Source organism: Arthrobacter sp. 05N429 (assembly GCF_056397045.1).
Genome location: NZ_JBFTMQ010000002.1, coordinates 219434 through 232215, shown reverse-complemented (window position 1 = coordinate 232215; position 12782 = coordinate 219434). Strand labels below are relative to the sequence as shown.

Genomic DNA, 12782 nt, shown 5'->3' with positions numbered 1-12782 from the left:
CCGACGGCGGACTCGCCGACGGCCGCCGTCCCGCTAGCCGCCGCTTAACGCTTACGCTGTTCAACGCCTGCGCTGTTCAACGCTTACCAGCGTGCAGCGCCAGCTCCAGTTCGAACCGTGCCTTCGGATCCTCCAGGGTGTCACCGAACAGCTCACGCAGCTGCGCCGCCCGGTAGCCCACGGTCTGCGGGTGGATGCCGAGCTCTGCCGCCACCGGGGCGCGCTGGCCCCAGTGCCGCAGCCAGGACAGCAGCGTCTCCGCGAGCCGCTCGCGCTGGGCCGGACGGAGCCCTTCCAGCGGTGCCAGGCGGCGGTTGGCCAGTTCGGCGATGGCGGAGGGTTCCGCGCCGAGGATCACCTCGGCCAGGTGCTCGTCGGCCCAGATCGGCGGGTCCTCCGGGCCGTCGCGCGGTGGCAGGACCGAGGCTGCGAGCACTGCCAGGCGCAGGGAATCGGGAACCTTCTCCCACCCGCCCGCCGGGCCGACGGCTGCGCCGCGGCCCCGCAGCGCCTTCTCCAGGTCCGCCCGCGCGGACTTGGACTTCCTCGCCGGAACCAGGGCGACGGCGTCGGTCTCCCGTTCGATGACCAGCGTTCCCGGCCCCAGCCGGAGCCGCAGCCCCGCGGACCGGTCCACCGGCAGGGTCACCACCACCATCCGCTGCGGCAGTGACCAGTCCGCCATCGCAGCTGTCTGGCGCAGGGCCGCCTCATCGGCCTGCCCCAGCAGCAGCAGGTCCAGCAGTTCGGTGCGCCGGCGGTCCACCGCGCCGGCCCGCTCGGACTGTTCGAAGGCGTACGCCTCGGCGCTGACCGCGGACAGCTCGTCGATGTAGGCCAGGATCGATTCGCCCAGATCCACCACCACGGTCTGGCCGAGGTGGTGCTCCACGGACACCCGGGACATCTCGCGGAAGGTCACGCGGGCCCCCATCCGGTAGGCGCTCAGCAGCGCGTCCATGCTCCGGCCCTGCCGGAACTCGCCGCTCCCCAGCCCCGCCACGAGTTGCCTGCTCTCCTCTGAGAGGGCGGGCAGCCTGGTCCCCGGCAGCTGCAGGAAGCGGTCCAGGGCGGCCGCCACGCCGCGGCGGAGCCCGCGCCCGAAGCGGCCCTCGATCGGCCGGGCGTAGGCCGGCACGAGTTGCGGCACGGCGTCGATGATGGCCTCGACGATGCCCGGCATCATCGGCCGGAGCACGTCGCTGACCTCGCGCGGCAGGGCCAGCCACGGGGGGTCGTAGGCGGGGGAGCCGGGGGTGCCGGTGGGGGAAGTATTCATGAGGCTGATTCCAGTATGTTGTTGTGGGGCGATAGTTTCTTCTGGTCGATCGTATGCCTTGGGTGAAGAAGTATGACCCCGTCTGACATAAGATTGATAAATGATCCGGCTCCGTAAGCTGGCGCGCGCCGCATCTCTACTGACCACCCCACTAGCTCCAGAAGACATTCTGTCGCTGTTCAACCCTGTGTTTTCTGCCCGCCAATTGCGCGGCGTGGTCACGCGGGTGGTTCCAGAAACGGCCGATTCCGCCACCATTTTCTTCCGTCCCGGCCGCGGCTGGCAAGCGCACCTTGCCGGCCAGTGGGCCCGTATTGGCGTCGAGCTCGACGGCGTCCGCCACTGGCGGTCGTACTCGCTTAGCGCCCCCGCCGGCAAAGACCCGGCCATCACTGTCAGCGACATGGGTGCCGTCTCCGGGACCCTCGTGCGCAACACCAAGCCCGGCGACGTGCTCTTCCTGGCGCCGCCGCAGGGCGACTTCGTCCTCCCCGAACACCCGCGGCCCCTGCTGATGCTCACGGCCGGCAGCGGCATCACTCCGGTCATGTCCATGATCCGGACCCTCGTGCCGCACCGCCCGGACTCCGACGTCGTCCTCATCCACACCGCCCGGACCCCGGCGGACGCCATCTTCCGCGAGGAACTGGCCGAACTGGCGGACCAGTTCCCCAACTTCCGTGTCATCCACTGGTTCACCGGCGAACGCGGCCGGCTCGACTTCAGCTCCATGGCCGGACTCGAGCAGCTCTGCCCGGACTGGCGCCAGCGCGCCGCCTATGCGTGCGGCCCCGAAAGTTTCCTGGACGACGCCGAGGCGCTCTGGGAGGCGGAGACCGCCACCGCCGAACCTTCGGACGCCACCCTCACCATCGAGCGCTTCAGCACCAAGCTCGCCGGCGGCGAAGGGCATGACGGCGGTCTGGTCACGTTCGAGGCGTCGGACCGCGAAGTCGAAGCCGACGGCGACACCCCGCTGCTCGACGTCGGCGAGGACGCCGGCGTCCTGATGCCCAGCGGCTGCCGCATGGGCATCTGCCACAGCTGCCTTATCCCCCTCCGGGCCGGCCAGGTCCGTGACCTGCGCACGGACGAAGTCCATGGCGAGCCCGGCCAACTAATCCAGACGTGTGTTTCGGCAGCCGCCGGACCCGTTAACCTCGACCTCTGAGGAGTACCCACCGCATGACGATTGTTTCCGACAAGCCCGACCTTTCCGGGGACGCTCCCCAGGGCGCTGACGACTCTGCCAAGACGCCTGCTGCCGTGAAGACGCGGCGCGGCGCCTTGGCCGAGACCGGCAGCCCCACAGTCCGGCCGCCCGCTGCAGCGCACCTCTCCGACGAACAGGTCGCCGAGTTGGGCCGCGAACTCGACGCCATCAAGGACGACATCCTTGCCAAGCGCGGAGCGTCTGACGCCGCCTACATCCGCCGCATGATCAAGATCCAGCGCGGCCTGGAGATTTCCGGCCGCGCCACGCTTCTGGTCAGCAAGCACAAGGCTGCCTGGGTTGCCGGGACCACGCTGCTCAGCCTGGCGAAGATCCTGGAGAACATGGAGCTTGGCCACAACATCCTGCACGGCCAGTGGGACTGGATGCGGGACCCGGACATCCACTCCACCACGTGGGAGTGGGACTTCGTGACCCCGGCACGCTCCTGGCAGCACACCCATAACGATCTGCACCACCGCTGGACCAACGTCGTCGGCAAGGACAACGACGTCGGATACAACCTCCTGCGGATGGACGCGGACCAGGAATGGAAGCCGTTCAACCTGGGCAACCCGCTCTACAACGCCCTGCTGGCCCCGGTCTTCGAATGGGGCATCGCGATCTACGATCTCGAGCTGAACGACTACAAGGAGGGCAACAAGTCCAAGGAAGCCCTCACCAAGGACCTCAAGGCCCTCGGCCGCAAGGCCCTCACCCAGTTCACCAAGGACTACGCCGCCACTCCCGCCGTCGCCATGCTGACCGGCTCCGGCAAGCAGGCGCTCTACGGCACCCTGACGGCCAACGCGGTCCGCAACGTGTGGGCCCACGCGGTGATCTTCTGCGGACACTTCCCCGAGGGCACGGACACCTTCACCGAGGAAATGGTCGAAGGCGAGACCCGCGGTGACTGGTACGTCCGGCAGATGATCGGCTCCGCCAACATCTCCGGCTCCAAGTTCATGCACCTGATGACCGGCAACCTCTCGCACCAGATCGAGCACCACCTCTTCCCGGACATTCCGTCCAACCGCTACGCCGAGGTGGCGCCGAAGGTGCAGGAGATCTGCCGGCGTTACGGCCTGCCCTACACCACCGGACCCATCTGGAAGCAGGTCGGCTCCACCTGGGCCAAGGTCTTCAAGCTGGCATTGCCGCCCAAGAAGGCCTAAGCACCGGGCCCACGAGGTTTGAATGATTGACGCAAGGGGCGTCTGCCATCGCGGCAGGCGCCCCTTGCGCGTGGAGTCGTGCCTGTTAGCCGACGCTCCAGCCCAGTTACCGGCCGTGGGCGGGCCCTCCGGCAGCGGAAACCCCCGGAAATCCGGGCCGCAGCACGCCGGTGAGCCGAAGTAACCGGGCGGGAACGTCGCGCGGAGGCGTCACATAGACGGGCGGCGCTCAGGGTTTGCTGGCCAGTCCCAGAACGTGGGCCAGCCGCGGGTTGCCGGGGAGGACCGAAAAGCCGAACCGCTCCAGGTCCTGCACCGTGAAGCCGGCCCCGGCGATCGCGGCCGGGGTGTCGCGGTTGGGGTGGCATCCGCCTGCCATCCGGCTCCATAAAGGGGTGACCAGATCCTCGGCGGCCGCCAACACAGGGTGGGCCGAGCGGACGTGTTCATAGAACAGCAGCAGGCCGCCCGGCCGCAGGACCCGGGCCATTTCCGCCAGGACGACGGACTGGTCCGCCACACTGCACAGCACCAGGCTGGAGACGACGACGTCGACTGAGGCGTCCGCCGCCAGCAGTGATTCCGCCACGCCGTCTTCCACGGTGACAGGCACCCGCGCCCGGCCGGCGGCGGCCCGGGCCAGCTCCCGGAGCACGGGGTCCGGTTCGATGGCCAGCACGCCCGTCACCGCGGCCGGGTAGAACGGAAACGTCGCACCGTAGCCCGCCCCGATTTCGACGACGACGCCGTGCGCCGCTGCCACGAGCCGCCGGCGGTGGTCCGTCGCTCCGCGGGCGTCCATCCGCGGGCCAACCCGCGCATAGGATCTCCCGAATGATGACTCGCGGGGACTGCTCTCCTGCACGGGTGCCTCGTTCCGCTCAGCCGACGTCGGCCGGGTTGAGTTTGAGGCCCCGCAGCAGCTGGGCGTTGAGGGCCACCACGATCGTGGAGGCGGACATCAGCACGGCGCCGGCGGCGGGGGAGAGGACGATCCCGGCGAAGGCCAGGACGCCGGCGGCCAGCGGCACGGCGATGATGTTGTAGCCCGTGGCCCACACGAGGTTCTGCCACATTTTCCGGTAGCTTGCCCGGGACAGGTCCACCATGGACAGCACAGCCCGGGGGTCGTTCCCGGCAAGGACCACACCGGCGGACTCCACAGCGACGTCGGTTCCGCCGCCGATCGCGATTCCCACCTCGGCCCGGGCCAGGGCGGGGGAGTCGTTGACGCCGTCTCCCACCATCGCCACCCTGAGGCCGCGGGCCTGGAGTTCGGCCACTTTCTTGTCCTTGTCCGCCGGGAGGACCTCGGCGAAGACCTCGTCAATCTTCAGTTCGGCGGCCACGGCCTGGGCTACCTGCCGGGCATCGCCGGTGATCATGGCAACCTTGATGCCGCGGCGCTGCAGGGCCGCGACGGCCTGGCGGGATTCCGGCCGGACCGCGTCCTCAAGGCTCATGGCGCCAATCACGGTGCCACGGTCCACCACATGGAGCACCGCGGCGCCGCGCTCCCGCCAGTCGGCCGTGACGGAGGCCAGCTCCGGCGGTTCTGCCGCCCCGAGCTCCCGGAGCAGGGCCGGACCGCCCACCCCGACCGTCCGGCCGCCGACCGTGGCACGGACGCCGCGGCCGGTCAGGGAGGTGAAACCGCTCGCTTCCGGGACCGACAGGCCGCGCTCGCGGGCGGCGGCCACGATAGCGCGGGCCACCGGGTGCTCGCTGTCCGACTCCGCCGCAGCGGCCAGCGCGAGCAGCCCGTCGCCGTCGGTCCCTTCGGCGACGGCAACGCCTTTAAGTTCCGGCTGGCCCTTGGTCAGGGTCCCCGTCTTGTCGAACAGCACGACGTCGACCGTCCGCATCCGCTCGAGCGCCATCCGGTCCTTGATCAGGACACCGGCCCGGGCCGCCCGCTCCGTGGAAATCGCGATGACCAGCGGGATGGCCAGGCCCAGGGCGTGCGGGCAGGCGATCACCAGAACCGTCACGGTGCGCTCCACGGCGTCGGGCACACTGCCCAGCAGCGTCCAGGCGATAAACGTGAGGACGCCGGCGCCGGCGGCGAAGTAGAACAGGAAGGCGGCGGCACGGTCGGCGAGGGCCTGGGCCCGCGAGGAGGAGGCCTGCGCTTCGGCCACGAGCCGCTGGATCCCGGCGAGGGCGGTGTCCTCGCCTGTGGCTGTTACTTGGACCCGCAGGCTGTTGTCCGTGGCGATGGTCCCCGCCACCACCGGATCGCCGGGGGTGCGCAGGACGGTCTTGGACTCGCCCGTGATCATGGATTCGTCGAATTCGGCCTGCCCCTCGGTCACGGTTCCGTCCGCCGGCATCCGGCCTCCGGAGCGGACCAGGATGGTGTCGCCGCTCCGGAGTTCGGACACGCGGACGGTCTCCGTTCCGGAACCGGTGATGCGCTCGGCCTCGTCCGGCAGCAGCGCCGCGAGGGCATCCAGGGCGCCCCGGGCCGAGCCAAGGGCGCGCATTTCGAGCCAGTGCCCCAGGAGCATGATGTCGACCAGCAGTGCCAGTTCCCACCAGAAGTCGAGATCGAAGCCGCCGATCCCCAGTGTGGTCGCCCATGAGGCGGTGAACGCCACCGTGATGGCCATGGCGATCAGCAGCATCATTCCCGGTTTCCGGGTCTTCAGCTCATTGAGGCCGCCCCTGAGGAACGGCTGGCCGCCGTAGAAGAAGATGACGGTTCCCAGCACGGGAGGAATCCAGGCTGAGCCGGGGAACGAGGGAGGTTCGTAGCCGAGCAGGTCCCCGAACATGGGGCTGAAGAAGACCACCGGGACGGCCAGTGCCAGGGTCAGCCAGAACCTGTGCTTGAACATTGCCACACTGTGCCCGGCATGCTGGCCGTGGCTGTGAACGACGTGCTCGTCGTCCATCTGGCGGCCCGGGCCGGCGTAGGGCATGCCGTGGGGCTGGTGCCCGCTGTGTTCCGCGTTCGGTCCGGTGTGTTCTGCGTTCGGGTGGTTCAGCTGCTGGCCGCCGACGGGGTGGCTGCTGTGCCGGTGTTCCATGACGCGCTCCCAGGGAGATTCATCGTTTGTTCGGATCAGCTCACCATACCCCTGGGGGGTATGTCTGGCAAGGGGTTTCGGTGTCAGCGGACCTCGATCACGCCCATCATTCCCTGGTCCTCGTGATCCAGGATGTGGCAGTGGTAGACCGAGCGGCCGCTGAAGTCGCGGAACGCGATCCTGACCGTGGCGCGGCCGTTCGCCCGCACGTTCACGACGTCACGCATCACCACGGCGCCGACGCCCTGACCGTTGTCCTCGATGAGCTGCATCGGCCACACGTGCAGATGGAAAGGGTGGTCCATCGGGCTGGTGTTGAGCAGCGTCCATTCCTCGACCGACCCGGCCGCTACCACCGTGTCCGTGCGGGCCTCGCTGTACTCGCGGCCGTTGATGCTGAACCGCATGCCGCCCATACCCCCGCCCATTCCTCCCGGTCCTGCGCCCATGGCCAGGATCAGCTGCCGGCGCGCGGCCACGGGTGCCGAGCGCAGGTCCTCCAGGGCTGGCCGGGCGGTGACGGCGCCGGGCGGGGCTCCGGATTCACCCTCGACCCGAAAGACCGCCAGGGCGGCATCCCCGCTGGCCGGGGTCCGCCGCTGCCCCATCATCCCCGGCATGCCGCCGCGGTTGTAGGGGAGGGCCTGCAGGACGGATTGGCCGGCCGCGGCGGTCACGAGCAGGTCTGCCCGGTTGCCCGGCGCGAGCAGGAGTTCGTCCACGGGTTCGGGCTCGGCGGACCGGCCCGAGTCCATGCCGATCAGCTCCAGCTGCTGGCCGTCCAGCCTGAGGCGGAGGTAGCGGGCCACGCAGGCGTTGATGATCCGCCACCGTTCCCGTTCGCCAGGGCGGGCGGTGAGGAGCGGGCGGCTCTGCCCGTTAAGCAGGAGCAGTTCACCCTCCCGGCCCGCCATACGTTCCATCGGTGACACAGCGGCGATGTTCCCGGCACTGTCCAATGTGGTGTCCGAGACGATCAGAATCCGTTCGCCATTTACCGGGATGGATTCGGGCTCTTCGACGATGATCGCCCCGAAGAGCCCCGCGAAGATCTGCCCTGCGACCAGGCCGTGGTGATGCGGGTGGTACCAGTACACGCCGGGCGGGTGGTCCGGAGGCAGCCGGTAGCTGTAATCGAAGCTTGCCCCGGGCATGACCTCTACGAAGACGTTGTCGCTGCTGGCCTGCGGGGACACATGCAGGCCGTGGACGTGCAGGTTGGTTGGTTCATCGAGGCCGTTCACCAGTCTGATGCCGAGCTCATCACCGGGCCGCAGGCGAAGGGCGGGGCCCGGGACGGTGCCGTTGTAACAGAGGGCGCCGGCGGACCGGCCCCCGAGTCGCACCTGCCCGGCGGCGGCGTCGAGGGTGAGCTGCAGCCTGCCGTTCTCGCTGCGAAGTTCCGGGGGGCCGAGCAGCCCGGAGCCTTCAGCGGGAAGCGTGCCGCCGATCGGCTGCTGCGTGGAAGCCAGCGACCACCACAGCCCCGCGCCGCCTGCCACAGTGGCCGCCGTTCCCAGGCCGCCCAGGAGCAGGGCGTCCCGGCGGCTGATCGGCCGCACTACGGCTCCTCGCCGAGGACTTTCAAATTCTCGCGGTATTGTTCCGCAGTGAGCTCGCCCCTCGCGAAGCGCTCGTCGAGGATCAGGCGCGCCTGGCTCTTGCCGCCCGGAACGCCAGGGCCGGCCGGGGGAGTCCCCGGCGCGCCATAGGGCGGGGCGCTGTAGGGCCCGGCCCCTCCTGATTGGGCGGGACCCCCGCGGCTGGTTCCGCTGGTGAAGAGCCGGACCGCAAGCAGCACCAGCACCGCGATCCCGACCAGCATGAGCAGACCCCAGAGCCACATCAGGCCGAAGCCGTCCCAATTGCGTCCCATCATGGCCAGTTCCCTTCGCCGTGACCGTTCCGACCCTCTACCTAATGGTCTTCCGGATACCCGGCGGGGGATAGGGTAATAAGTCGCCATTCGGGATGTCCGGCCCACGTTCCTTCCCGGCTACCCGGCGAGTTTCCGGGCTCTGCGCACCGAGGCGCGCGGAAAGCCGCGGTTTTCCGCCGTGGGCAGGGACCGGCCGGCGAAGTAACTGGGAAGGAACGGAACCGGGAAACACGAAACGCCTCAGCTGATCAGCAGTCCCAGCGCCTCGGCCAGGTGCCCAACCTCGCGCACAGAGAAGCCCGCAGGCACCGGGCCGGGGCCATTCGGGCTCGCGGGGACGACGGCGTGGGTGAACCCCAGCCGGTGGGCCTCCTGGATGCGCTGGTTGATGCCGGGCACCGGGCGGACTTCCCCGGCCAGACCCACTTCACCGAACGCGATGAGCCGCTGCGGCAGGGGCTTCTTGGACTTGGCAGATGCCACGGCCAGAGCGACGGCCAGGTCCGTCGCCGGCTCGCTGAGCTTTACGCCGCCCACGGTCGCCACGTAGGAATCGTCCTTGCTCAGGAGGCACCCGGCCCGCTGCTGGAGGACGGCCAGCAGCATGGCCACCCGGGAACTGTCCAGCCCGCTGGTTGCCCGGCGCGGCTGGGAGCTGGCGCTTTCGGCCAGCAGCGACTGCACCTCCGCGAGCAGGGGCCGGCGTCCCTCGAGGGTCACCGTGATGCAGGTGCCGGACACGGGCTCCTTGGTCCGGGAGACGAACAGCCCGCTCGGATCGGCCAGGCCCACGATGCCGTCCTCGTTCAGGTCGAAGCAGCCGACGTCGTCGGTGGGGCCGTACCGGTTCTTGACCGCCCGCAGCAGCCTCAGGCGGGAGTGGCGCTCGCCCTCGAACTGGCAGACCACGTCCACGAGGTGCTCGAGCAGCCGGGGTCCGGCGATCGAGCCGTCCTTGGTCACATGGCCCACCAGCAACGTGGTCATGTTGCGGCGTTTGGCCGCGGCAATCAGGGAGGCCGTCACCTCACGGACCTGCGAAACTCCGCCGGCGCTGCCTTCGACGTCGGCGCTGCTCAGCGTCTGCACGGAGTCCACGATCAGCAGGCGCGGCTCGAGATTCTCCACCTGGCCCAGGGCCTGGCCGAGGTCCGTTTCGGCGGAGAGGTACAGGGATTCGGCGACGGCGTCGATCCGCTCCGCGCGGAGCTTGACCTGAGCGGCGGATTCCTCGCCGGTGATATAGAGGACGTCCTGCGCGGTGCGGGCAAACTTGGCCGCGACGTCGAGCAGCAGGGTCGACTTGCCGACGCCGGGTTCGCCCGCCAGCAGGATCACGGCGCCGGGAACCAGCCCGCCGCCGAGGACGCGGTCCAGTTCGTCCACGCCGGTGGGCAGGAAAGCCGCGGTGGTGGCGTCGACCTCGGAGATCCGGCGGGCCGGCTCCAGCACGGTGGTGGCCGCCGTCGTGCGTGCCACGGCGCCGCCGGTTTCCTCAACGCTGCCCCAGGCCTGGCACTCGCCGCAGCGGCCCACCCACTTGGCCGTGGTCCAGCCGCACTCGGCGCATTTATAGCCCGGCGCCTTGGTTGCCCGGGAAGTCTTGGTAGCCATTGCTCCACCCTATCCGCGCCCAGCGACAACCTTGCGCCAGCCGGGCGCCGGCGCGGACGCGGCGCAGCGGAAGCTACAGCGGCGGCAGGATGTCGCGGGCCTCCGAGGAGTCCACCCCGGCTGCCTCCAGCAGGTCCACCATCAGCGGGCGGAACAGCATGACCACCGTTTCGCCCTCCAGCCGCTGCACGTCCAGGAGCCGCGGATGCAGCCGGCCGGCGATTTCCCGCAGCTCTGTCCGGGCCGTCCGCAGGTGCGCGCGGCGGACGCCGTCGTGCACTTCCGCCAGGCCCAGGGAGAGCTCGTCGACGGCGTCGGCCGTGTCCTGCAGGACGTCGGCGATGTTCTGGGTGGCATCGTCGGACAGCGCCGCATGGTTGATGGCGCTGGTCAGGCGCCGGGCAAAGACCCGGCTGTTGCGCAGGGCGAGGTCGATGTAGTCCAGCGACTGCTCCATCTGGTCCAGTTCCTCCCGGTGCCGCCGGTAGGCCGGTGCCAGCGTGGCCACCTCACCGGAGGCCCGCAGGGACTGCCGCATGGCATCGACCAGCGGCTGGCAGTTCCGCCCCCGGATGAGCGCGTGCCAGGCCTGCGTGGAATCGCTGTAGCTCAGCGCGGAGGCGCACTCGCGCAGCACTTCGGCGAGCTCGTGCAGGAGCTTCTTCACGTCGTTGCGGGGTTCACGCCGAGGGTCTTTCGGGACCAGGATCGTCACCAGCAGGGCGAACACGCCGCCCACGATCGCATCGATGCTGCGGGTGAACGGCCCCCCGGCCGGCGCCGGCAGGAGCACCACCAGCACCGACTGCAGCCCCAGCTGGGTGGTGAAGATCGTGCCGCTGTCCAGGAAGCGCGCCAGCAGGATGGAGAACAGGAGAACGACGGCGGCCTGCCAGATTCCGGAGCCCAGCCAGTGCAGCAGCAGGTCGCCGACCACGATGCCGATCGTGCAGCCCAGGCCAACCTCGATCACGCGGCGCAGCCGGGGGTCGCGGGAAAAGCCCAGGGCGATCAGGGAGGACGTGGCGGCGAACAGCGGGCCGCTGTGGCCCAGGACGTACTCGGCAAACGCGTAGGCGCCGACGGCGCAGGCGGTCATCTGGATGGCCGGCCCCAGGGAGTTCCGGCTACGGACCAAGCCGGTGCGGACCCGACCGCGCAGGAATCGGGCACTTGCTGAGAGTCCGGGGGCGGGGGCCATGCGCTCCAGTCTATTTGTTTGTTCATCGTGCGCAGGCCGCGCCACAATCCCTACGGACGTGACGCAGGTAACGCAAGAGGAACCCGGCGGATGTAAGCCAATGTCCCGTCGTCGTTAACCCTTCGTTTACCTTGGACCGGCATTCTCTTCATCTGGGGCACCTACCTTCAGTAAAGGTACAAACCGTACGCATCCCCTGCCCGGCCTTCTCCGGCCCGGCACGCATAGAAAATCCCTGGAAGGGGTACATCTAGTGAAGGCACTCCGCTTCGGCCGCCACGCGGCAATCGCTGTCATCGCAGCCGGCGCTCTCGCGCTGACCGCCTGTGGTTCTGACAACGCAACGGGCACCGCCCCGGCGACCCCCGCCGCATCGGGACCCAAGGTCACTGGCACGCTGACCGGCATCGGCTCCTCCGCACAGGGTGCGGCCATGGACGCGTGGAAGACCAACTTCGCCTCGGCGAACCAGGGCGCATCGGTTCAGTACTCCCCGGACGGCTCCGGCGCAGGGCGCAAGGCCCTCCTGGACGGCTCCGCCCAGTTCGGCGGCTCCGACGCCTACCTCAAGGACGAGGAGTACGCCAGCTCCACCACCCAGTGTGGCCCCGACGGCGCCCTCAACATTCCGGTTTACATCTCCCCGATCGCCGTGGCCTTCAACCTGCCCGACATCAAGGAACTGAACCTCGATGCCGCCACCGTCGCCAAGATCTTCCGCGGCGAAATCGCCACGTGGAACGATCCGGCCATCGCCGCCCTGAACCCGGACGCCAAACTGCCTGACCTCAAGGTCACCCCGGTGAACCGCTCGGACGACTCCGGCACCACCTCCAACTTCACGGACTACCTGGCCGCCGCAGCACCCGAGGTCTGGACTGACAAGCCCGCCGGCATCTGGCCTGCAACCCTCCAGGGCGAGAACGCCAAGGGCACCTCCGGTGTGGTCAAGACCGTTACCGACACCCCGGGCGCCGTGACCTACGCCGACGACTCCGCCGTCAGCGGCAAGCTCGGCGTTGCGCAGATCAAGGTGGGCGAGACCTTCACCAAGATCTCCGCCGAGGCGGCCGCCAAGGCAGTCGACGCCGGCAAGCCGGTTGAGGGCCGCAACGCCAACGACCTCTCCATCAAGCTCGACCGCACCACCACCATCGAGGGCGCGTACCCCATCGTGCTCGTGTCCTTCCACATCCTCTGCTCCAGCTACGACAAGCAGGAAACTGTCGACCTGGTCAAGGCATTCGATAGCTACGTAGTGTCCGACGCCGGCCAGCAGGCAGCCGCTGACGCCGCCAAGTCCGCCCCGCTGTCCAAGACCCTGCAGGACAAGGCTCTGAAGTCCATCGAGTCCATCAAGGTCAAGTCCTAGGGATACATTGCGCCGCA

Annotated in this window: 10 protein-coding genes; 3 read left to right on the top strand and 7 right to left on the bottom strand. The window is 69.2% G+C overall.

Annotated features, from left to right (window positions below):
- Positions 1-76: 76 nt before the first annotated feature.
- The gene (locus AC1DF4_RS04955) at positions 77-1279 is read right to left on the bottom strand and encodes a PucR family transcriptional regulator (RefSeq protein WP_476911829.1); all 1203 of its coding nucleotides are present in this window, start codon (positions 1277-1279) and stop codon (positions 77-79) included.
- A gap of 100 nt (positions 1280-1379) precedes the next feature.
- On the opposite strand from AC1DF4_RS04955, the gene AC1DF4_RS04950 reads away from it, so the two are divergent.
- Both AC1DF4_RS04950 and AC1DF4_RS04945 read left to right on the top strand, forming a co-directional pair.
- Positions 1380-2450: a ferredoxin reductase gene (locus tag AC1DF4_RS04950; protein ID WP_441406056.1), complete on the top strand. Its 1071-nt coding sequence runs from the start codon at positions 1380-1382 to the stop codon at positions 2448-2450.
- 14 nt (positions 2451-2464) lie between these two features.
- On the top strand, positions 2465-3667 hold the full coding sequence (locus tag AC1DF4_RS04945; RefSeq protein ID WP_476911828.1) for a fatty acid desaturase family protein: 1203 nt from the start codon (positions 2465-2467) through the stop codon (positions 3665-3667).
- Positions 3668-3896: 229 nt separating this feature from the next.
- Here the strand turns inward: AC1DF4_RS04945 and AC1DF4_RS04940 are convergent, their stop codons facing one another.
- From AC1DF4_RS04940 to AC1DF4_RS04915, 6 genes are all read right to left on the bottom strand, one after another.
- Entirely contained in the window at positions 3897-4469 is a 573-nt protein-coding gene (locus tag AC1DF4_RS04940) for a class I SAM-dependent methyltransferase (protein WP_476911827.1), read from the bottom strand.
- A 79-nt stretch (positions 4470-4548) separates the two neighbouring features.
- Positions 4549-6699, bottom strand: coding sequence for a heavy metal translocating P-type ATPase (locus tag AC1DF4_RS04935; RefSeq protein WP_476911826.1), 2151 nt, complete (start codon positions 6697-6699; stop codon positions 4549-4551).
- Between the two features lie 83 nt (positions 6700-6782).
- The gene (locus AC1DF4_RS04930; protein ID WP_476911825.1) at positions 6783-8261 is read right to left on the bottom strand and encodes a multicopper oxidase domain-containing protein; all 1479 of its coding nucleotides are present in this window, start codon (positions 8259-8261) and stop codon (positions 6783-6785) included.
- The gene (locus AC1DF4_RS04925) at positions 8261-8578 is read right to left on the bottom strand and encodes an SHOCT domain-containing protein (protein ID WP_476911824.1); all 318 of its coding nucleotides are present in this window, start codon (positions 8576-8578) and stop codon (positions 8261-8263) included. Before AC1DF4_RS04925 ends, AC1DF4_RS04930 begins: the two co-directional genes overlap by 1 nt.
- 240 nt (positions 8579-8818) lie before the next feature.
- On the bottom strand, positions 8819-10192 hold the full coding sequence (gene radA, locus AC1DF4_RS04920) for a DNA repair protein RadA (RefSeq protein ID WP_476911823.1): 1374 nt from the start codon (positions 10190-10192) through the stop codon (positions 8819-8821).
- 73 nt (positions 10193-10265) lie between these two features.
- Positions 10266-11393 (bottom strand): FUSC family protein, encoded by a 1128-nt coding sequence (locus AC1DF4_RS04915; RefSeq protein ID WP_476911822.1) that lies wholly within the window; start codon positions 11391-11393, stop codon positions 10266-10268.
- 253 nt (positions 11394-11646) lie between these two features.
- On the opposite strand from AC1DF4_RS04915, the gene pstS reads away from it, so the two are divergent.
- Positions 11647-12765 (top strand): phosphate ABC transporter substrate-binding protein PstS, encoded by a 1119-nt coding sequence (gene pstS / locus AC1DF4_RS04910; RefSeq protein WP_476911821.1) that lies wholly within the window; start codon positions 11647-11649, stop codon positions 12763-12765.
- Positions 12766-12782 lie beyond the last annotated feature (17 nt).